The 21,023-nt window shown below is 69.4% G+C and carries 18 protein-coding genes and 1 pseudogene; 11 read left to right on the top strand and 8 right to left on the bottom strand.

Features of this window, described 5'->3' with window-relative positions; genetic code table 11:
* Positions 1–3: 3 nt before the first annotated feature.
* Positions 4–1,026 carry a dTDP-glucose 4,6-dehydratase gene (gene rfbB / locus NP777_RS35445; protein WP_256654293.1) on the bottom strand — a complete coding sequence of 341 codons (1,023 nt, stop codon included), beginning with the start codon at positions 1,024–1,026 and terminating at the stop codon, positions 4–6.
* Between the two features lie 235 nt (positions 1,027–1,261).
* Here rfbB and NP777_RS35440 point away from each other — a divergent pair, with 235 nt between their 5' ends.
* Positions 1,262–2,557 carry a helix-turn-helix domain-containing protein gene (locus NP777_RS35440; RefSeq protein WP_256654292.1) on the top strand — a complete coding sequence of 432 codons (1,296 nt, stop codon included), beginning with the start codon at positions 1,262–1,264 and terminating at the stop codon, positions 2,555–2,557.
* Positions 2,558–2,729: 172 nt separating this feature from the next.
* Here the strand turns inward: NP777_RS35440 and NP777_RS35435 are convergent, their stop codons facing one another.
* Entirely contained in the window at positions 2,730–3,899 is a 1,170-nt protein-coding gene (locus tag NP777_RS35435; RefSeq protein WP_256654291.1) for a steroid 3-ketoacyl-CoA thiolase, read from the bottom strand.
* A 250-nt stretch (positions 3,900–4,149) separates the two neighbouring features.
* Here NP777_RS35435 and NP777_RS35430 point away from each other — a divergent pair, with 250 nt between their 5' ends.
* Positions 4,150–5,382: a cytochrome P450 gene (locus NP777_RS35430; protein WP_256654290.1), complete on the top strand. Its 1,233-nt coding sequence runs from the start codon at positions 4,150–4,152 to the stop codon at positions 5,380–5,382.
* A gap of 58 nt (positions 5,383–5,440) precedes the next feature.
* Positions 5,441–6,040, top strand: coding sequence for an HD domain-containing protein (locus NP777_RS35425; protein ID WP_256654289.1), 600 nt, complete (start codon positions 5,441–5,443; stop codon positions 6,038–6,040).
* Between the two features lie 42 nt (positions 6,041–6,082).
* On the opposite strand, the gene NP777_RS35420 is transcribed toward NP777_RS35425, so the two are convergent.
* The 3 genes from NP777_RS35420 to NP777_RS35410 form a co-directional block, all read right to left on the bottom strand.
* Positions 6,083–6,712 (bottom strand): superoxide dismutase family protein, encoded by a 630-nt coding sequence (locus NP777_RS35420; protein WP_256654288.1) that lies wholly within the window; start codon positions 6,710–6,712, stop codon positions 6,083–6,085.
* Positions 6,713–6,811: 99 nt separating this feature from the next.
* The gene (locus tag NP777_RS35415; protein WP_256654287.1) at positions 6,812–8,896 is read right to left on the bottom strand and encodes a bifunctional glycosyltransferase 87/phosphatase PAP2 family protein; all 2,085 of its coding nucleotides are present in this window, start codon (positions 8,894–8,896) and stop codon (positions 6,812–6,814) included.
* A 275-nt stretch (positions 8,897–9,171) separates the two neighbouring features.
* Positions 9,172–9,984 carry an AraC family transcriptional regulator gene (locus NP777_RS35410; RefSeq protein WP_256654345.1) on the bottom strand — a complete coding sequence of 271 codons (813 nt, stop codon included), beginning with the start codon at positions 9,982–9,984 and terminating at the stop codon, positions 9,172–9,174.
* A 148-nt stretch (positions 9,985–10,132) separates the two neighbouring features.
* Here NP777_RS35410 and NP777_RS35405 point away from each other — a divergent pair, with 148 nt between their 5' ends.
* Complete coding sequence (locus tag NP777_RS35405; RefSeq protein ID WP_256654286.1) at positions 10,133–10,543, top strand: DUF2000 domain-containing protein; 411 nt, start codon at positions 10,133–10,135, stop codon at positions 10,541–10,543.
* Positions 10,544–10,569: 26 nt separating this feature from the next.
* Here NP777_RS35405 and NP777_RS35400 read toward each other — a convergent pair whose 3' ends face one another.
* Positions 10,570–11,484 carry an AraC family transcriptional regulator gene (locus tag NP777_RS35400; RefSeq protein WP_256654285.1) on the bottom strand — a complete coding sequence of 305 codons (915 nt, stop codon included), beginning with the start codon at positions 11,482–11,484 and terminating at the stop codon, positions 10,570–10,572.
* A gap of 124 nt (positions 11,485–11,608) precedes the next feature.
* Between NP777_RS35400 and NP777_RS35395 the strand changes: the two genes are divergently transcribed.
* The 3 genes and pseudogenes from NP777_RS35395 to NP777_RS35385 all read left to right on the top strand — a co-directional run bounded on the left by NP777_RS35395 (position 11,609) and on the right by NP777_RS35385 (position 13,222).
* Positions 11,609–12,592, top strand: a complete 984-nt coding sequence (locus tag NP777_RS35395) for a zinc-dependent alcohol dehydrogenase family protein (protein WP_256654284.1) — start codon at positions 11,609–11,611, stop codon at positions 12,590–12,592.
* Positions 12,593–12,691: 99 nt separating this feature from the next.
* Positions 12,692–12,826 (top strand): annotated as a pseudogene (locus NP777_RS35390) (antibiotic biosynthesis monooxygenase family protein); the annotation flags it as partial.
* A gap of 69 nt (positions 12,827–12,895) precedes the next feature.
* On the top strand, positions 12,896–13,222 hold the full coding sequence (locus NP777_RS35385) for an antibiotic biosynthesis monooxygenase family protein (RefSeq protein WP_055550692.1): 327 nt from the start codon (positions 12,896–12,898) through the stop codon (positions 13,220–13,222).
* A 121-nt stretch (positions 13,223–13,343) separates the two neighbouring features.
* Here the strand turns inward: NP777_RS35385 and NP777_RS35380 are convergent, their stop codons facing one another.
* Positions 13,344–13,907, bottom strand: coding sequence for a flavoprotein (locus NP777_RS35380; RefSeq protein WP_256654283.1), 564 nt, complete (start codon positions 13,905–13,907; stop codon positions 13,344–13,346).
* Between the two features lie 134 nt (positions 13,908–14,041).
* On the opposite strand from NP777_RS35380, the gene NP777_RS35375 reads away from it, so the two are divergent.
* From NP777_RS35375 to NP777_RS35360, 3 genes are all read left to right on the top strand, one after another.
* Positions 14,042–15,226 (top strand): helix-turn-helix domain-containing protein, encoded by a 1,185-nt coding sequence (locus NP777_RS35375; RefSeq protein WP_256654282.1) that lies wholly within the window; start codon positions 14,042–14,044, stop codon positions 15,224–15,226.
* A 1,230-nt stretch (positions 15,227–16,456) separates the two neighbouring features.
* Positions 16,457–16,747, top strand: coding sequence for a hypothetical protein (locus tag NP777_RS35365; protein WP_174883498.1), 291 nt, complete (start codon positions 16,457–16,459; stop codon positions 16,745–16,747).
* An 840-nt stretch (positions 16,748–17,587) separates the two neighbouring features.
* Positions 17,588–18,976, top strand: a complete 1,389-nt coding sequence (locus NP777_RS35360; protein WP_256654344.1) for a replication initiator — start codon at positions 17,588–17,590, stop codon at positions 18,974–18,976.
* Positions 18,977–19,106: 130 nt separating this feature from the next.
* On the opposite strand, the gene NP777_RS35355 is transcribed toward NP777_RS35360, so the two are convergent.
* Positions 19,107–20,753, bottom strand: a complete 1,647-nt coding sequence (locus NP777_RS35355) for a recombinase family protein (RefSeq protein ID WP_256654281.1) — start codon at positions 20,751–20,753, stop codon at positions 19,107–19,109.
* On the opposite strand from NP777_RS35355, the gene NP777_RS35350 reads away from it, so the two are divergent.
* Positions 20,752–20,982: an antibiotic biosynthesis monooxygenase family protein gene (locus NP777_RS35350; protein WP_391858639.1), complete on the top strand. Its 231-nt coding sequence runs from the start codon at positions 20,752–20,754 to the stop codon at positions 20,980–20,982. The two genes, NP777_RS35355 and NP777_RS35350, sit on opposite strands and share 2 nt — an antisense overlap.
* The last annotated feature ends 41 nt before the right edge of the window (positions 20,983–21,023 follow it).

The following is a 21,023-nucleotide window of genomic DNA, read 5'->3' as shown; positions in this document are numbered from 1 at the left end:
CGGTCACCGCCCGGCCGGAGCGGCGGGCACGGAGCGCCGCGCGGGCGGAGGCGCGGCCTGCGGGTTCCGCATCAGCGGTGCCCACCGGTCGGGGCTGCGGCGGTACCAGTCGACGGCTTCGGCCAGACCGTCCTCCAGGTCCCGCTCAGGCCGGTACCCGAGTTGGGCGGATGCCTTTGACCAGTCGATCGAGTACCGCACGTCATTCGCCGGCCGGTCGGGGATGTAGGTCACCGCCTCCCAGGTGGCGCCGCAGATGCGCAGTAGGTACTCGGTGAGCTCCCGCCCGGTGAGGTCCGTGCCGCCGCCGAGGTTGTAGACCTCTCCGGGGTTGCCGCCGCGGAGGACGGCCTCGATACCGGCGCAGTTGTCTTCGACGTGGAGCCAGTTGCGGATGTGCTCGCCCCGACCGTGGAGGGTGACTGGCTGCCCGCGCAGGAGCCGGGTGACGAACAGGGGGATGATCTTCTCGGGGTGCTGGTACGGGCCGTAGTTGTTCGAGGAGCGGGTCACGCACACCGGCACCCCGTATGTCTGCCAGTACGACAGGGCAATGAGGTCGCTCGCGGCCTTCGAGGCCGCGTAGGGGACGGACGGGCGGAGCGGGAAGTCCTCGGTGGCCGTGCCCTCCAAGAGCGGGCCGTAGACCTCGTCCGTCGAGACGTGCACGAACTTGCACACATCGTGCCGCATCGCGGCGTCGAGGAGGGTCTGCGTGCCGCGGACGTTCGTCTCCAGGAACGCGGCGGCGGCGAAGAACGAGCGGTCGACGTGGGACTCCGCGGCGAAATGCACGACCGCCGCGTGCTTGGCCATGAGGCCGTCCACGAGCTCGGCGTCGAGGATGTTGCCGTGGACGAACGTCAGCTTCGGGCTGAGGAACGCCGTCCCCAGGTTCTCGATGTGGCCGGCGTAGGTGAGGGCGTCGAGGACGGTCACGGACGCGACGTCCTCCGCCGCGAGGATGCGCTTTACGAAGTGGGAACCGATGAAGCCCGCCCCACCGGTCACGAGCACGTGTTCCATGGATGCCTCCCTGGGGGAAGGTGACGGCACGGCACCGGCCGCGCCGTCGGGAGCTCCCCGGCCGATCGGCCGGGCGTGAACTCACCATGCGGGCCCGCTACCGGGGGGCGGGAGGTCACCAGCGCCGACCCGCACAGGGTGTGCGAAGTCCGCATACGGCGTGCATCCGTACGCCCTCCCCACGCCCGGTCGTTGGCGCTACCGTCGACCCCCAGCCGTTCCGTAGGAGGCGCCTATGGACGTCACCAGACCCACGCGAGAGATCGGGGCGGAGCTCCGTGGCGCGCGGTGCCGTGCGCGGCTCACGCAGGCCGAGGTCGGGGAGGCAGTCGGCTACTCCGCTTCCGCCGTCTCCCGGGTCGAGGCCGGCCGCATGCGGCTGGAGTACAACCGGCTCCTTGCGTTCGCCGCGTTCCTCGGTATCCCGCCCGACAGGCTGACCGGGACTCCTGTTCCCGGCCCGGCCAAGGTCGATACGGTGAGGAGTCCAGCGGACGAGGAGGATGCGGTGCGTCGTAGGAACCTGCTCACCGGGGCGTTGGCGGCCGGCGCAACGGCTGCTCTCGGCGCCCCTGCGGCCAGTGCCGCATCCGGCGCGGGTGACCCGGCCGCGCCTCTGGAGGACTTTCTCTTCCGGCTCCCCTCCGCCGCGCCGGTGCCGCTCGCGCGGCTGATGCAGGAGACGGCGAGCGCGCGGGCGGACTTCCGCGCCGCCCGGTACAACGCCCTCGGCCGCGCCCTTCCCTGCCTGCTCGCCGCCGCCTCCGCGACGCGGGAAGAGACGACCGGACACGAACGGGAGAAGGCGAGCCTTGTCCTCGCCCGCTCCTACGTCCTCGCCGCGGAGCTCGCACTCAAGCAGCACTCCGACGCGGCATGGGCCGCCGCCGACCGCGCGCTCACCGCAGCCCGCGCGTCCGGTCACCCGGTTCCGGTAGGGGAGGCATCCCGCGTGCTGGCGATCACCATGCGCCGCTCGGGGAACTGCCCCTCCGCCGTGCGGCTCCTCACCCGTGAGGCCGGGGACCTCGACGCCGGGCAGGAGCAGACGGGGGCGGTTCGTACAACGCTCATGCTCACCGCGGCGTACAGCGCGGCGACGGGCAAGGACCGCACGACCGCCCTGGACCTCCTCGACGCGGCCGAGGAGGAGACCACCCGCCATGAGGCGACACCGTCCGGCCTGTTCACCGTCGATGCGACGCGCACGCAGGTCGACGTCTACCGCATCGGCGTCCTCAACGCGCTCGGCGTCCCGGACGAGGGCGTGAGCGTGGCGCGGCGGATCAACATCGACAGCATGCCGACGCCGGAACGACGCGCCCGCGCCTGGACCGACACCGCCCGCATGTGGCACGCCCTCCGGGACAGTCGGCAGACCTTCGCGGCGCTGCGGCATGTCGAGCAGGAGGCGCCGCAGGAAGTGCGGCGGCCGGCGCTACAGGCGCTGACCACCGATCTGCTATACGCATCGGCCCGCGTGCCTGGGGTGCGGGAGTTCGCGGCCCGTACAGGTGCGATCTCCGCATAGGGTCGTCATCTTTCGCGTACCCGGCGCCACCGGGCACGCTCACGAAGGCCCCCGCCCCCGGGCGTGCGCCGGGGGACGGTCAACGCCCCCGGCGCGACTGCGGCCTGACCGCCTCTAAGGGGTCCTTGCACTATGAGCGCACGCGACCCGGGCGGGCATAGTGCAAGGACCCCTAAAGCCGCTGGATGATCGTGCCCGTGGCCAGCGCCCCGCCCGCGCACATCGTGATCAGCGCGAACTCCTTGTCCGCGCGCTCCAGTTCATGCAGCGCCGTCGTGATCAGGCGCGCCCCCGTGGCCCCCACCGGGTGCCCCAGGGCGATCGCGCCGCCGTTCACGTTCACCTTCGCCAGATCCTGCTCGAAGACCCGCGCCCAGGAGAGCACCACCGAGGCGAACGCCTCGTTGATCTCGATCAGGTCGATGTCCTTCAGGGTCATCCCGGCCTTGCCCAGGACCGCCTTCGTCGCGTCGATCGGCCCGTCCAGGTGGAAGTGCGGATCGGTGCCGACCAGGGCCTGGGCCACGATGCGGGCGCGGGGGCGGAGTTTGAGGGCGCGGGCCATGCGCTTGGAGGCCCACAGGACCGCGCAGGCGCCGTCGGAGATCTGGGAGGAGTTGCCCGCGGTGTGCACGGCGGTGGGCATGATGGGCTTGAGTCCGGCCAGCGCCTCCAGGCTGGTGTCGCGCAGCCCCTCGTCCCGGTCGACGGCGCGCCACATGCCCTCGCCGGCCGTCTGCTCCTCCTCCGTCGTGGGCACCTGGACCGCGAAGGTCTCGCGCTTGAACCGCTCCTCGGCCCAGGCCCGCGCCGCCCGCTCCTGGGAGAGCAGCCCGAGGGCGTCCACCTGTTCGCGGGTCAGGCCGCGGTTGCGGGCGATGCGTTCGGCGGCCTGGAACTGATTGGGCAGATCCACGTTCCACTCCTCGGGGAACGGTTTGCCCGGACCGTGTTTGGAGCCGCTGCCCAGCGGCACCCGCGACATGGCCTCGACGCCACAGCCGATGCCGATGTCGATGACACCGGTGGCGACCATGTTGGCCACCATATGATTGGCTTGCTGCGAGGAGCCGCACTGACAGTCCACCGTCGTCGCCGCGGTCTCGTACGGCAGCCCCATCGTCAGCCAGGCGGTGCGCGCGGGGTTCATCGACTGCTCCCCGGCGTGGGTGACCGTGCCGCCGACGATCTGCTCGACGCAGTCGGGCTGGATGCCGGTGCGGGCGAGGAGTTCGCGGTAGGTCTCGCCGAGCAGATAGGCGGGGTGGAGGTTGGCGAGCGCGCCTCCGCGCCTGCCGATGGGCGTGCGGACTGCTTCGACGATGACGGGTTCGGCGGCCATGGCTGTCTCGTCCTCTCATCGCATCCGCGGGGCTCCCGGCAGCGCCCGCGCCAGAACTAGTACGCGTTCTAGTTATTCAGCTCAGTCTGCTGAGGCCCGGCCCGGCGGCGCAAGGGTTGTGCAGGGGTTGAGCGGACCTCGAGGGGCACTGGTCCCCCGAAACAATGGCCGCGATTTCTCTTGCTACTTGTAGAACCCGTTACTACCTTGCGGACACTTCTGATAGGCCGTCAGATACCTGGAGTGGCCGATGTCCTGCCCAGCGCTCCCCGAAGGCTTTGACCTCACCGACCCCGACCTCCATCAGCATCGGGTGCCACTCCCGGAGCTGGCCCGGCTGCGGCAGACGGCGCCCGTGTGCTGGATCCCCCAGCCACACGGCGTGGCAGGCTTCGACGACGACGGCTACTGGGCCGTCACCCGCCATGCCGATGTCAAGGAGGTCTCCACCCGGCCGGAGATCTTCTCCTCCCACGCCAACACCGCGATCATCCGCTTCAACGAGCACATCCAGCGCGATCAGATCGACGTCCAGAAGCTGATCATGCTGAACATGGACCCGCCCGAGCACACCCGGGTCCGCCAGATCGTCCAGCGCGGCTTCACCCCGCGCGCCATCCGCGCCCTCGAGGACGCCCTGCGCGACCGCGCCGGCCGCATCGTGGCCGGGGCCAGGGAGTGCGGCAGCGGGGACTTCGTCACCGATGTGGCTTGCGAGTTGCCGTTGCAGGCGATCGCCGAGCTGATCGGCATTCCCCAGCAGGACCGGTCCAAGATCTTCGACTGGTCCAACAAGATGGTCGCGTACGACGATCCGGAACTGGCCATCACCGAGGAGATCGGCGCCGAGTCGGCCATGGAGCTGATCTCGTACTCCATGAACCTCGCCGCCGACCGCAAGGCGTGCCCGGCCAAGGACATCGTCAGCCGGCTGGTGGCCGCGGAGGACGAGGGCAATCTGGGCTCGGACGAGTTCGGCTTCTTCGTGCTACTGCTCGCCGTCGCCGGGAACGAGACCACGCGCAACGCCATCAGCCACGGGATGCACGCCTTCCTCACCCACCCCGACCAGTGGGAGCTGTTCAAGGCCGAGCGCCCCGCCACCGCCGCCGACGAGATCGTGCGCTGGGCCACCCCCGTGATGTCCTTCCAGCGCACCGCCACCCAGGACACCGAACTCGGCGGACAGCGCATCGAGGCGGGACAGCGGGTCGGCGTCTTCTACTCGTCCGCCAACAACGACCCCGAGATCTTCGACGGCCCGGAGGTCTTCGACATCACCCGCGACCCCAACCCCCACCTCGGCTTCGGCGGCGGCGGACCGCACTTCTGCCTCGGCAAGAGCCTGGCGGAGCTGGAGATCCGGCTGATTTTCAACGCCATCGCGGACACCCTCCCGGACATCCGGCTCGCGGGTGAGCCCCGGCGGCTGCGCTCGGCCTGGCTGAACGGGATCAAGGAGCTGAGGGTGACCTACACGTAAGCTGATCGTGCCGCGCCAGGAGTCCCACAACCCACCCGGTGGGGGCACACTGACCGCCATGAGCGAGATGTACGTCCCGCACGGCGCGGCGGGCGACCGGCGAAGACTCTTCGACTTCATAGCCCTCACCGCCCGCCTCCGTGAGACCGAGCGCGCCAACAACGCCACCCCGGAGCGCAAGGAGAGCGTCGCCGAGCACTCCTGGCACCTGGCGATGGTGAGCTGGATCCTGCACGCCGAATTCGAGCGCGAGGCCGGACAGCGGCTCGACCTCACCAAGATGCTCAAGCTGTGCCTGATGCACGACCTCGTCGAGATGGACGCGGTGGAGCGGGGCGCCGCGGGCGGTGAACCGCCGCGCTTCGCCTCGCTCCCCGCGCCGCTCGGGGCCGAACTCCTCGCGCTGTGGCGGGAGTACGAGGAGGGCCGTACGCCCGAGGCGTGCCTGGTGCGCGGGGTGGACCGGCTCAACCCCACCCTGATGCGCTGCCTGACCGGCCAGGGCTGGGACGACATGGCCACCGACAGCCACGCGCCCGTGGACGCCGAGGCGCTGGACGGGCTGAATCTGCCGCGGGTGGCCGTGAGCGAGACGCTACGCGCGCTGTACGAGGAGATCAGGGACGCCTCGGTGGAGGGTGGGCTGCTACCGCCGTGAGGCCCGCCGCCCTCCGAAATCCCGAGACGTCCCCGAACGCGGCTACTTGAACGGCACGTTCACACACGCCACCCGGGCGCCGGCCTCCCCGGCCTTGCCCGACGTGGTGCCCGTCGCATGCTTGTGGATCACCACGGAATGGGCCCCACCGGAGCGGAAGTTCCACTTCACCCAGGACTTGGCCCAGCCCTTGCCGTTGCTCTTGGTGGTGATGTCCAGCCACACCTCATTGTGCGGGTTGGCGTACTTCGGGTTGGTCGAGGGCTGCTTGGGGTCCCGCTTGTTCTGGTAGTGCGGCCCCGCCGCGTCGGGCTTGGTGCCACACGGCTTCGTATGGACGTGGATCCCGAAGTGGTGGTCGGCCGCGAGGCCACGCACGCTGATGAACACGAACGTGCCCTTGTGCATCGGGTACTGGCCGTGGCCTTCCCCACCTTCGTGGTGCATCATGCCCTTGCCGCTCAGCCGCGCCTCCGCGATGAACACCGACGCGGTCGTCGGCACCAGCGACTTGTCGTACGTCACCGCATCGGCGTGCTTCGCCTCCGACGCCGGCTGGAACCTGTCGTGGACGAAGACGAAGGGGTGCGGCGGCGCGGCCACCGCGGGTGTCGCGATAGCCATTGAGGCGCCCATCGCGACCGCCGCGGTTACTGCCTTCACCAGGGACATCCTTGATCCCTCCTCGGTCGGGGTCCCCGCTCCCCGTCTCGATTCCCGGATCCCCCCGTTTAACGCGTTTTCACGCCTTCGCGCCCCCTTCTCACCACGCTAGACCCGCTGGTCATGCCGCTCAACGCGAGCCCCAGCCCCCTTTTCGGGGGAGTCACCGGCCCCTGATCGGGTCTTCTCCGCGGGCTCGGCGTCGTCGTGCTGTCCGCTGCGCTGCCGTACCAGCCCCGGTACCAGCCCTCTGGCGCGGGCGACCGCGGCGCCCATCGTCGCCGACAGCGGTGGCGCCTCCTCGTGCGGGCGCCTGCCCACGCCGAGGAACACGTACTGCAGCGCGAACCCGGCCGTGACGATGACCGCGCCACCGATCGCGTCCAGCACATAGTGGTTCGCGGTGCCCACGATGACCGCCGTGGTCAGCAGCGGGTACAGGATGCCGAGCACCTTCGCCCAGACGTACGGCGCCACGATCGCGATGACCACCCCGCACCACAGCGACCACCCCACGTGCAGCGACGGCATGGCCGCGTACTGGTTGGACAGCTTGGTGAGCGCGCCGAAGTCCGGGTTGTTCAGGTCCTGCGGGCCGTGCGCGGTGTCCACGTACCCGAGCCCCATCAGCCGCGGCGGGGCCAGCGGGTAGAGCCAGAAGCCGACCAGGGCGAGCAGCGTGGCGAAGGCCAGCGGGGTGCGGGCCCAGCGGTAGGTCGCGGGGCGGCGCAGATACAGCCAGCCCAGCAGGGACAGCGGAATCAGGAAGTGGAACGTGCTGTAGTACCAGTTCATGAAGTCCTTGAGCCATCCGGTGTCGGCCACGATGGCGTTGAACCAGTGCTCGATGTCGATGTGCAGCCAGCCCTCGAGGGTGAGCACCTGGTGTCCGTGGCCCTCGGCCACGCTGCGCTCGTCCGGGGCATGGCCGCGGATCCAGGAGTAGGCGAAGTAGCCGACGCGGATCAGCACCAGCTCGAGCATCAGGTTCGGGCGGGACAGCGGCCGCTTGAGGATGCGCAGCAGCGACAGCCAGGCGAAGCGGCTCCTGGCCGGTTCGGCGACCGGCGTCGGCTCGGGGTCGTCCCACCGCGGCGAGGTGCGGGAGAGGAACGGCACCAGACAGGCGGCGGCGAGCGCCGCGAGCAGCGGCGCATTGTAGCCGATATGGCCGAGGATCTCGATGTCGGGCAGCAGCGCGGTGCGGTTGAGCGTCATCGCCAGGACGACGAGAACCGGCCACACCAGCCGGTCGGAGCCGCGCCGCCCCACCCGGCCGACCACGGCCAGCAGGATCCACAGCTGCTGGTGGAGCCAGGAGGTGGGCGAGACCGCGAGCGCCACGCTGCCGGTGATGGCGGCGGCGAGCAGCAGCTGCCCGTCCGCCGCGTAGCGCACCGCGCGCCGCAGGCCGATCACCGCCACCGCGACCGCGAGCACGGTCAGCAGCGCGAGCTCCATCGGACCCTCGAGGCCGATGCGCAGCAGCAGCCCGTGCAGCGACTGGTTGGCCAGGCTGTCGGCGGGGGCGCCGAGCCCGAAGCCGCCGATGTGATGCCCCCAGTACGTCCACGAGTCGTGCGGCATGGCCGCCCAGGCGAGCGCGGTGCACACGGCGAACGTCGCGCCCGCGAGCGCCGCGGCCCGACGCCGTCCGATCAGCCACAGCACGACGGCGAACAGCAGCAGCGCGGGCTGGAGCGCCGCGGCCACTCCGATGAGCACACCGGCCTGCCGCCCGGAGGTTCTGGGCAGCACGGTGAGGACGACCAGGAGCACCGGGATGATGCTGGTCTGGCCGAGGGTGAAGGTGTTGCGCACCGGAAGCGACAGCACCAGCAGGCTGATGGCCAGCGGTGCGGCGATCAGCGAGGTGCGCCGGGAGACCGGGCCGGGCAGCGACCGGGCCACGACCAGCCCGAGGACCACGACCAGCAGCAGGGTGCCGAAGGTCCAGGCGACCCCGAGGCTCTGCTCGGCGGCCCGGGTCAGCGGTTTGAGGACCAGCCCGGAGAACGGGGTGCCGGTGAAGGAGTCCCCGTCGTACAGCGACCCGCTGACATGCAGCACCCCGTGGTCGCCGATCCAGGTCTCCAGATCGGTCAGCCGCTCATCGGGCGGCAGCCGCAACACCGCCGCCGCCTGACGGACCGCCAGCAGGCCCGCCAGGAGCCACAGCGCCGCGAGACCCATTCTGGTCCGTGGCGTCCGCGCCCCTACGGCACCGGGGGCCGGCCCCGTGTCCGGGCTTCTCCCCAGTCCGCTCCGCTCAACGTTCGCCACGCCGTGCCGCTCCCCCACTCGCTCTCTTCATCTGTCCCGGATGTCTGGAGACCCTACTGAGCCCACTACTCAGACGCCGAACACCCCCTCTTCACCTGACTGTCGTCCGGGGTTGTCCGAAAGATGTCAGGCTTTGGCAGGCTCCTCGCGGTCCGCGTGGGTCCGTATGGTCCGGGCCAATTTCATCAGGGCCGCGGGGTGTGCCGCGAATCAGGACTCGCCGCGCGCTGAAATGTTCCCGGCGTCACACCGAAGCACCGCACGAACCAGCGGTGGAAATGGCTCTGATCGGCGAACCCCGCCTGGGCCGCGGCCTCCGCCGCGCTGCTGCCCGCCACCAGCAGCCCGCGCGCCCGGCGCAGCCGGAGCTGCCGCTGGAAGTCGCTCGGCGCCATCCCGTACGCGGCGCGGAACGCCCGGTAGAGCGCGAAGCGGCTGCACCCGGCGGCCTCCGCGAGCCGCTCCGCCGGGATCTCCTCCGCGTACGCCTCCTCCAGCAGCGCCCTGGCCCGCCGCGCCGCCCTGGCCTGCTCACCGCTCCCGTCCGGAAGCTCCCGGACCCACAGCGGCCCGGTGGCCCCGCGCCGCACCATCACCCCGACGGCCGCGGTCAGCCGCTCGTCCCGCACCAGCGGCCCGGCCCCGCCGACCAGGGCGGTGTGCAGCCGCAGCAGGGCGCGGGGCAGCAGGGGGTCGGAGACCACGGGCCGGTCGAACAGCGGCAGCGCCGCCCGGCCGTCCGCGCTGTCGGCCACATCGGCGAGGACATCCCGCACCACATCGGGACCTATATGGACGATGCGGTACTTGTAGCCGAGTTCGGCCGCCGCCTCCCCGTCATGCGGATCGTCGGGATTGAAGACCATCACCATCCCGGCCCCGCTGGTCCGCAGCGCACCCCGGCACCGGAAGCGCTGGGCGCCGGCCTCGGTCACGGCGAAGGAATAGGTGTCATGGCTGTGGGGATGGAACCGATGGCTGAAAAAGTGCGCGTGCATGGCCTCCACGGGCCGGTCGGGGTCGCGCCAGTACCGGGCCCAGTCCTCCCGGCCCCGCTCCCCTTCTCCGACGGCACCCACGGATCCATTGTGCCGTGGCGCACGAGCGTTCAAGACCGCAGGTCGCGTCAGTGGCGAGAGTGACGGCATGCGCTTCGACACCAAGATCGCCGTCATTGTCCGCTCCGACCTCGCCGACTGGCAGAAGCTGAACGTGACCGCCTTCCTCTCCAGCGGCCTGGCGCACGCCACGGACGAGATCGTCGGCAAGCCGTACGAGGACGCCTCGGGCAATGTCTACCTTCCGATGTTCCGCGAACCGGTCCTCGTCTACACCGCCGACACCCCCGCCCTCACCCGCACCCACGCCCGCGCCCTCTCCCGCGACCTGCCGATGTCCCTCTACACCGAGGAGCTCTTCGCCACCGACAACGAGGACGACAACCGCGCCACGGTCCGCGCCGTCGACGCCGACGCGCTCAACCTGGTGGGCCTCGCGGTCTATGGGTCGCGCAGCCAGGTGGACAAGGTGACGAAGGGTTTGCGGCTGCACGGCTGAGGGCTCGGCGGCGAAGCCATGGCGTCTCAACGGGCCGTCAGCTTCCGCCAGGCGCCGGGGGTGACGCCCTCCCTGCCCGAGAAGACACGGCTCAACGCGCTGCCGGTGTCGTAGCCAACCCGGACGGCGACCTCCTGGACACTCAGCGGCGTCTCGCGGAGCAGAACCTTGACCCGGTACATGCGCCATGCCGTGAGGTAGCCCAGTGGGGTGTCCCCCGTCCTCTCCTTGAACAGGGCGGCGAACGCCGAGCGTGACATCCCCGCCGTACGGGCGAGTTCGTCGACCGTCCACGGATGGGCCAGGTCCGCGTGCAACTTCTCCATGGCGACCGCCAGTCGCGGGTCCCGCAGCGCGGCGATCCAGCCGACGGTCCCGCCACCGACATCCGCACAACAGGTCCGCAGCGCCTGGACGAAGAGCACATCGGACAGACGGCTCATGATGAAGCCACCACCGAGCCCACCCGCCGCGCTCTCCCGCGCGATGAGGTCGAACGTGGTGCGCAGGAGCTGACTGGACGCGTCGTCCGGATTCAGCCGGAACACCGGCGGCAGAAGCGCGAAGAGCGGTTCCGCCGCCACGGCGTCGAAGGCGAACCGGGTGGAGACGATCTGCGTGAGTTCACCGTCACCACCGACCCGCGCCGAGCCGCCGGGGGCCTGGGAGACCAGTCCGTCGCAGTCCACGATCTCGCTGCCCGCCTCGTCCTGAAGCGTGAATCTCACCCCCGCGCGAACCAGGAAGCAGTCGTTCGCCTCCAGCCGCTGCGGCCCGGCGAGCGTGTCCGCGACGAGCAGGCACGTACCACGGGAGATCAGGACCAGCCGGGCGAGATGCCGGGGAGGGAACGAGATTCCCCACGGTGAGCGGGCGTCCACCCGCACATACCGCGCGTCCTCGATCTTCATCGTGGCGAGAAGGTCGTCAACCGGATCCACATCCACGTCCCTGTACCCCTTCAGCCTCTCCTGGACGATCTGCGCCAAACGCCGGACGCCAAGATACAGATCGTCCAGCCGAGCGTACCTATCGTGGAGGCGACATACCAACGAAGGGTGGGAAATGCGCACATTTCAGGTAGGAGCGGGCGGTGACCTGATCACCTCGGCGGAGCGCCCGGTGCCGAGCCCATCGGCGGGCGAAGTACTCGTACGAGTGAAGGCCAGCTCCCTCAACGCACGCGATCTGCTCATCGTCGCCGGCCGGTACTCCGTCGACGTCCCGCCGGGACGCGTCCCGCTCTCCGACGGCGCGGGCGTCGTGGAGGCCGTCGGGGAAGGGGTCTCGCGTTTCCGCGTCGGGGACCGCGTCATGGGCACCTTCCACCCGACCTGGCTGTACGGCCCGTTCCCCGAGTGGGGGCAGTTGCGCGGCACCCACCGCGACGGCTGGCTCACCGAATACCTCGCCCTCGACGAACAGAGCCTGGTCGCCGTGCCGGACCGGCTGTCCTTCGAGGAAGCCGCCACGCTTCCGTGCGCCGCGCTCACCGCGTGGTCGGCCGTGCACGGGGTCGGCCCGGGGGACGCTCTCCTGGTCCAGGGCTCGGGCGGGGTCTCGGTCTTCGCGCTGCAGTTCGCCCACCTGGCCGGCGCCCGCGTCCTGGCCACGACGTCCAGCGACGCCAAGGCCCGGCGCCTCAGCGCTCTCGGCGCATCCGATGCCGTCGACTACACCAGCACACCGGAGTGGGGCGCGCGGGTACGGGAACTCACCGGCGGCGGCGCCGACCGCGTCGTCGAGATCGGCGGCGCCGGAACGCTCTCCCAGTCCATCGACGCCGTCGCCCACGGCGGCCAGATCGCCCTCGTCGGCAATCTGGCGGCGGGCGGCGGCATGGACGTGTCGCGGTTCTTCCGTCGCGCCGCGACCCTCCGGTCGATCAGCGTCGGAAGCCGGAGCGACTTCGAACGGATGAACAAGGCCATCGACCAACACCGGCTCCGGCCCGTCATCGACCGCGTCTTCCCGTTCCAGGAGGCCCCGGAGGCGTTCGCGCACTTCGAGAAGGGCCCACGCTTCGGCAAGGTCGTCATCACCCACTGACCGTGGCCTTCACACGTCCTTGACCTCTGGATGTAGGAGACTGCGCACAGAGTCCAGACCAGGGCGCCGACCCGGCGCCCGTCGCGTGAGAGGTGTCTAGTGCCCAGCGTAGTCAAGATCAATGTGCTGACCGTGCCGGAGGAACAGCGCGAGGTGCTGGAGAAGCGCTTCGCGTCGCGCGCCGGGGCCGTGGAGGGCTCCGACGGCTTCGAGTGGTTCGAGCTGCTGCGCCCGCAACAGGTACTCAGATGTACCACTAGACCGCGATCACCGTAGCCCCCGGGAGTGGGGCAAGATGAGGGCATGAGTGTTGTCAAGATCAATGTGCTGACGGTCCCGGAGGAACAGCGCGAGGTGCTGGAGAAGCGCTTCGCCGCACGGGCCGGGACGGTCGAGAACTCCGACGGCTTCGAGTGGTTCGAACTGCTGCGTCCCGTCGAAGGGACTGACACCTACCTCGTCTACACGCGCTGGCGCAGCGAGGAGGACTTCCAAGCCTGGATGGAGGGCCCCATGAAGGCCGCCCACCAGCGCGGCGGCGAGGACGCCCCGAAGCAGAAGCCCGCCGCCTCGGGCTCCACACTGTGGTCCTTCGAGGTCGTACAGCAAACCGGACCCAAGCAAGGCTGACACGCGCCCCTTGCAACGATCGCTAGCCCCCTGACCTTGGCCAGAGGGCTAGCGGTTTCGTGCTGTGCCCGTCAGGCGGCCGTGAGCTCGCCTGCCCGTTGGCTGCACCGTCCGGGGCGGCTCATGCGCTGCGAGGATCGCGCCCGCTGACGGCTGAAGCGGCGGCTTCGAGGGCCAGGTGCCACGGATAGTTCTCCGGTCGACCCTGGCCCGGCTTGTTGGGTACGAATCCGCCTTCCCCGTACAGCACGCGTACCCCCATCGCGCGGAGCGCGGCAACGCTGGTGTCGAACTGGGTGTGCTGGACGTAGGCGGCGTTGACGCACGGCATGGTCACAGTGGGGATGCCCTTGCCGATGGCCTCGGCCACGAATCCGACGATGAACTTCTCGGTGATCCCCAGGGCCCACTGGTTGATCGTGTTAAAGGTGGCGGGTACCAGCACAGCTACATCCGCGGGAGGCCAGACGTCCGGCTCCCAGGGCAGCTTGTACTGGCTGCGCACCGGGTGTCCGGTCAGCTCCTCCAGCTCCGGCAGCTCGGCGTCAAGCCAGCGCGCGGCCGTGGGGGTCAACCCGAGGCAGACATCCCAGTCGGCCGCCTGCGCTTGTTCGATGACACCAGCGATGTTCAGCACTGGCGGGGCGGCGCTTCCGAACAGGTAGAGGACACGGTTCGCGGTCATGCGGGCAGTCCACCGTGTGGCACCCTTCATCCGCAAACCCTGTCCGCTCGGGGGTTGAGATCGCCGTTCAACGTCTTCTGCCGTGGCCGGGCGGGTAGCGTTTCCGTTGAGTGAGTCACGAAAGGGAGGCATGCATGCCGCTCCCCGACGACGAGCACACGGGCGCTCGGATCGCACATCACCGGAAACGGGCTGGTCTGACTCAGCGAGGGTTGGCCCAGAAAGTCCCCTACTCCTACAGCCTGCTGACCCAGGTTGAGTCCGGGCACAAGCCAGCCAGCCCCGACCTGGTCGCCGCTGTGGCGAAAGCGCTGTGCATCGACGTCACGGCGCTGACGGGCCAGCCCTACGTAACCGAGCTACAGCAGGACCGGTTGGCCGCGCTGGTCCGCCCGATCCGTGAAGCCCTCGACCTCTACGACCTCGGGGCCGATCCGGCGATCACACCGCGCCCCACTCCTCAGCTCGTCGCCGCTGCCCAAACCCTGTGTCAGCAGGTCCGGGCCACGAAGCTCCATGACGCCGCTCTTGATCTCCCAGGAACGATGGCGGAGATCACCACAGCCGCGTATCGGACGCCGTCGTCAGAGTTGTGGGCTGCCCTGTCGAGTACCTACCGCACCGCGCATGACCTGGCCGTGAAGCTGGGCTACTACGATCTGTCCACGGTGGCTCTGGACCGTATGGACTGGGCTGCCTCGCAGGCATCCGATCCGTTGCTCTCCGCGGTGCGCCAGTACATGCGGGCCCTCGTTTACTTCCGAGAGGGCGAGTACACCATCGGTCAGCGGCTCGTAGCCTCCGGGCAGGGGCTGTTGGAGCAGTCTCCGCAGACGCGAGAGCGGCATGCCGTTGCCGGGCAGCTTCACCTCGGGGCAAGCATCATCGCTGCCCGCGCTCATGACGAAGACGCGGTGAAGAACCACCTCACCGAGGCCCGGTCTTACGCGGACCGGACAGGCGAAGCAACGGACGTGCACTGGCTGTCCTTCGGCCCCACGAATGTCACCGTCCACGCGGTGTCAGCCCATGTCGAGATGCGGCACTACGGCGAAGCTCTGCAAGAAGCCGCGAAGGTGCGGATACCGAAGGACTGGGCTCTTTCCCGCGCCGCACACTTCTACGTGGACCAGGCACGGGCCCAAATGGAAGCGGGGCGCTCTGAAGCGGCCTTGAAATCGATCGTGACCGCACGGAAGCTGGCGCCGCAGCAGACCAGGTACCACGCGGGCGCTCGCGAGACCATCCGGGGCCTGATCCACTTGTCCCGTCGCACCCCGGACAGCCTGGATCACCTGGCCGCCTGGGTGGGCCTCTGACACTTTCACCGCAGTAGCCCCCGGCTTTCACTCAACTGTGAAAGTTGGGGGCTTCGCATGTCACCAGCATGAATACTCAGCCGGTTTTTCATCCGCCACAGGACCCCGGCGACGCGGGCGTGCGCCCCGGGGCGTGGCCAACCTGAGTCAAAGGAAAGCAGGTCGACATGCGGAACTGTATCGGGAGGGTCTTCGAACCGTTGGCGAGAGTACTAAGGCCCGGCCGGGGACGTCATCGCACGGTTGGGGCATGTCGGCCGGTGGACTGTACTGATGCCCCGACGTTGCAACTGCCTCGCGTGCACCAGGTGTCGCGTAAGCCGGTGCTGCGAGGTGAGGACGTGCAGCTTGTCCGGCCGTATCTGGTGGCTCATGAGCGTCGGAAGGACGTGCCTCGGGTGGAGCTGTTGTGCGCGCCGCACGGGATGGTGGTGGTCAGGTGAGTGCGCAACCGCGATTGCTTCCGTGGCCCGGCCCTGCCGGGAAGCCGTGCTACTTGATGTCGGATGAGGACGGCACGGGGTATCTGTCACGGCTGGCCGACGAGATGGAAGCGGTCCAGCTTCAGATGGGCGCCGAACTCATCGGCCACGCTCGCCTACTGCTTCGCGACCGGAAGGCGGACCCGCGAGAACTCCGCTACCTCTCGAACCGTCTGATCGAAGCGCTACAAGACGCTCTCCGGATCGCGGAGAGTCGCGGCGGGCGCCTTCCTGGGCCCGGCGAGTGCGAGAGCGACGGACCGACTCAGACGAGCAAGAAGCCGAATGAGTAGGGCTTCGGAAGGCTGGCAGGTCGGTCCCGCACCGGGGCGCGGTCTGCGTCCCGGCAAAGACGGTCTGTTCGAGCTGCCGCTTCAAGTCCTCCGGCCCGGTCGCGCATCCCTGGCATCGCTAGTGCTGACGGTGGTGGAGGCGGAGCAGTTGCACGCCGCCTTGTGCTACGCGCTCGGCGGCGAGCCCGCGCCCGAGGACGCGCCGGAGTGCAGAAAGCCGGTCCGCTACCCGGGTGGCCGACAGAAGTACTGAGGCCGCTCGGCGGAATCACGCGCAACAACCGAAGAAGCGATACCGGACCACCCCTTCTCGCCTGGACAGCTACCGGGGTGGTCCGGCTGGGGATCGATCACGAACCCCGGTGCCGATGGTACCGGGGTCGTCGTCGTGCTCCCGCTCGACGTGGCCCGGTCATTGATTGTCAGGTGACTTGCAGAGAAGGGGACTTGACCAAATGTGCGGCCATGGCGGCGACGGATTCGAGGGAGATGCGGCAGACCTGGAGGCGGGGATATGGGTGCGCGGAGTGGACTACCTGAGCGGCTGGCGGGACGCCCGGGAAGCGACGGCCGAGCTGGGCGACGCACTGAGCCTCGTCGGCGTGGAGGCGGCAGGGCTGCGGCTGCGTGCCGCTACGGGACCGGACGGGGCTGGGGTGGTGCGGTTGGAGTTGTCTCCGGGGTCGGCGCGTGAGGTGGCGATGCTGGCGCGGGTGACGGCGGCCCGGCTGGGCAGGGCGGGCTGATCGGGGTGGCCGGTGGCGGGCGTGCGGTGCTGGATCGGCGCGCTGTGGGCACGCCGCCGGCCGTAGCGGCTTTTGGGCGGGAGCTGCCACGGGGCGAGAGAACAGGGGGCCTTACGCTGGCCCGGCGAATCGGGCGGGTCTGTGATCCTGCCCGCGTTTGCGACCGATCGGCCCCCTGTTCTTGGAGGCTCGCCCCGTGGTGGCTGCCTAAAAGCCGCGTAGGCCGTCGGCCCCAGCCACAACGCCCCCGCCCCGAACGGCGGTCGGCTCCTCGGCGAACGATCGCGGGTGCGCTGACGGGTGTGGGCGGTGGGCGTCCGCCGGGACCGGCGGCCACGCCGCAGCCCGGCGGGGCGGCCAGACCGCCCGGCGCGCCGAAGGCGCGCCCTTGAGTAAGTGAAGACAGTTTCCGCCACGCTCCGCCCGGTCGTTGAGTGCAGGCGTTGGGTGCACGGTGGCGGTCGGCCGATCAGGGGGTGCGAAGGCACGGGCCCCCGGGAGTGTGGCCGGTGAGAGCAGTGGGCTTGACGGGTGGAAATTCGCTGGCAGTCAGTGGGCAACGCTTGAGAACATGTAGGGACGAGTGAGGGCCCAGTAAGGGCCAACCGACGAACCCAGAGGAGCACGGGCTGACCGCCTGTCAGCCAAAGCGATCGAGAACGATCTGACGTGACGTCAGACGCAACCAGGAAGGGTCACGCCTGAACGGCGGCCCTCCGGCCCGATTGCGCTTGCTCCCCTGGAAGGTGACACTTGTCCGACGCTTCGCGCGTCCGAATCTCCCGATCCCTGTCAACTGCCTGTGCCGACCGCTCGACCGAGCTGGAGCGCAAAAGGCGCCTGCGGCTGCTCTCCGAAGCGGACAGCGACACGATACGGCTCGTCCAAGATCCGGGCTTCGCCCGTTGGCTTGAGCAGATCACCGCTATCGGTGGCTGTGCCCACCCGGTCTACCTGTCCGGCTCCACGATCACCCGTGACGCCCAGACCGGCGAAGTGCTCTCCGCCTACTCCACGGCCGGTGAACCTGGCGAACGGCTGGCCGTACGGTGTCGTAATCGCCGCGCTACCGTCTGCGCCCCCTGCTCACGCCTGCACGCCGGAGACACCTTCCACCTCGTACGTGCGGGGCTTACCGGCGGCAAGACCGTGCCCGGCTCGGTACGCGAGCGGCCCCGGCTGTTCGTCACGCTGACAGCGCCCGGTTTCGGCCCCGTGCACCGCATCAGCGATGATGGCTCCCGCTGCCGACCTCGGCGGGACGATCCCCACTGTGCGCACGGTCTGCCTCTTGGGTGCTCTCGCAGCCACGGTGACGGTGATCCGCTGGCCGGACAGCCCGTGTGCCCGGCCTGCTACGACTACCCCGGACATGCCCTGTGGCACGCGCACGCCGGGCGGCTGTGGGACCGTTTCACCACCGCCGTACGCCGCCACCTCGCTTCGGCTGCTGGCCTCCCCCGGTCCCGGCTGGGTGCTCACCTGGTGGTGTCGTTCGCCAAGGTGGCCGAGTACCAGCAGCGGGCGGCCATCCACTTCCATGCCGTAGTGCGCTTGGACGGCCCCGCCGGTCCCGGCACGGTCCCGCCCACCTGGGCCACACCGGAACTGCTCGCCGACGCCGTACGCGGCGCTGCCACCTCCGCGACCGTCCGGGTTCCCGAGTCCTCCGCCTACGGGACGGAAGTCCTCGACTGGGGGACAGAACTCGACGTCCGGCCGATCCGCTCCTTCGGTGATGGCACGGGGCTGTCGGATGACGCGGTGGCCGCCTACGTGGCCAAGTACGTCACCAAGGGCGCTGCCGACACCGCCGCCGGACTCGACCACCCCGTCAGCGCCGTGGAGGACATCCGCACTGCTCGCCTGTCCGGCCACGTGCGCGCCCTGATGGGCACCTGCTGGCGCCTGGGCGGCCTGCCCGAACTGGAACACCTGCGACTGCGCGCATGGGCTCACACGCTCGGCTACCGAGGCCACATCCTCACCAAGTCCCGGCGCTACTCCACCACGTACGCCGCGTTGCGCGCCGAACGCGCCGAGCACCAGCGCGACGATGCCGGATCGTCCCAGCATCCGGAAGCGGTCACGGAAGCGGCCTGGCGATACGTCGGCTCCGGCCACACCCCCGGCGCCGCGCTCATCGCCGCTGGTATCGCCGAGGATCTCGCCCTGAACCGTGAAATCGCCCGTGAGGAGATCAGGCACAACGGGGGTGATATCCGGTGACCGTTCCGAACGAGGAACTCCGCGAGTGGGCCCGTGCTCATGCCCGTAGCTCTCCGAAGTGGTCCGACCGGAAATGGCGGCGGGTCAACGCGACCTTGCGGATTGAGATCACCCGCCGCCCACGTCCGGGTCAGTCTTCCTCGGACTCCTGAATGTCGTCCTCGGTGCGGAACAGAGGAGTCAAGCGCGTCTGTACCGGCTTGCGTCGGCCGACCGCTGGCGCGACGAGTACCGCAGTCAGTGTCTGCTCCACATGCGAACGCTTCTCGACGATGGTGAGCCCGTCCCAGTCTTCACGGAGATTGCCGGGCTCACCCTGGCTGGCGTAGCGGCGTTTGAACCACTGGTTCCGCTCCCGCTGCAAGCGTCGCTCCTCAGCGGTGTACCTCTGGAGCAGAGAAAAATACTGCTCCTTGGAGATGATGCGCCGTTCGCGGGCTTCCTTGGCTTCCTCGATGTCCTCGCGCACGCGGGCCAGGTCGCTCTCGCCGCTCCACTCCTGGGGCACCGCTGCCGCCTCGCGCCGGGCGGCTTCCTCCTCCCATTTGGCGAACACCAATTCCTTGATCGCCTCATCCGTTTCCGGCCCCGGAATCTTCGTCCCGGCGCATCCGCCCTGCCCCTTGTCGGCGCAGGCGTAGTAGAAGAACCCTTCGGGCTTCTTCGCGCTCTTGGGTGCCTTCACCACCCGTAGGGCTGCGCCGCACTCGTTCTTGTCGCACCGCAGAGTCCCCGTTCCCAAGTACTTTCGGCTGTTGTGGCCGTCGCCGGGGCCCATGCTCTCCCCGATCACGTCAACCAGTGCGCGCCACTCCTCAACCGTGATGATTCGGTCCCACTGACCGACCACGGGGTGCCCATCGTCGTCGTGAACGATCTCCCAGCGCTGCATTTCACCACCGGTAACCGGGTTGGTCTGCCAGACCTTCCGTGACCGGTAGCCGCACAGCCGAGGGTTCCGGAACATCTCCTTTACCTTGCTCGGCGTCCACTTGTTGCCCCTGGGCGTCATCACCCCCGCTTCGTTCCACTCAAGCGGAATCGCCCGGAACGGAGCACCGCCCAATATGCGCTCGACCGCCTTGCGGATGTGCTTCGACTCGTCCGGGTGAAGCGTGCGTTTGTCGTCATTCCAGCCGAACGGCCGGGCGCCTCCGGTGGGTATCCCCTCGCGTTCCAGGGCACGATGCTTACGCCGCACCCGCCGTGCCGTATCGGCGGATTGCTTGTTGCTCATGGTGACCACCAGGCGGGCGACGGCACGGCCGTTCTCCGTGAGCAGATCGAGGCTCCCCGTGATGTCGAGGATCGGGCGTCGGCTTCGCTCTACGACGTCGATAGCGTCTTCGAGGTGGCGCGGGTCCCGCGTAAGGCGGTCGATGTCATAGACGATGAGCCCATCGAGCCGTTCGCCGTTGGGTGCCTGCCCGGCCTTCAAGTCGTCCAAGGCGCCTTCGAAGATCGGCCGCACGACGCGATACACGATCCGGCCATCAGGCTCTCGTACGCGCCGCTTCCTCCATGCCGACGTGTCGGGCTCGAAGTAGGTGTGAACGACGCGCCCACCGCGCTTCTCCACGAACTTCCGCCCGTCCCGGTCCTGCTCTTCGGTGCTCTTGATGTCCCGGCCGGTGAGCGGCGCGCGTCGGCCGTGCTCCGGTACGTCCTCGGCGGCTTCGCCATCACTCTCATCGGTGGACAGCCGGGCGAGTACCGCCCAGTTCTGCCCGGTGAGGTTGCCCCATTGCGCCCGCGTCAGGAGGTCGTCATCTGCCATGCGGGCAAAGGTACATTCGCGAACCTGCTGCCCGGTCGAGGGCACCGACAGGTACCTCGTCTACACCCGCTGGCGCAGCGAGGAGGACTTCCAGGCGTGGATGGAGGGCCCCATGAAGGCCGCCCACCAGCGCGGCGGCGAGGACGCCCCGAAGCAGAAGCCCGCCGCCTCGGGCTCCACGCTGTGGTCCTTCGAGGTCGTCCAGCAGGCCGCGCCCAAGCAGGGCTGACCCGGGCCCCTTGCCACTGCCACCACCGCCGGCCCCCTGGC

The sequence above is a fragment of the Streptomyces rugosispiralis genome, assembly GCF_024505145.1.
In the GTDB taxonomy this organism is placed as follows: domain Bacteria; phylum Actinomycetota; class Actinomycetes; order Streptomycetales; family Streptomycetaceae; genus Streptomyces; species Streptomyces rugosispiralis.
This window is presented reverse-complemented; position numbering and strand designations above follow the sequence as displayed.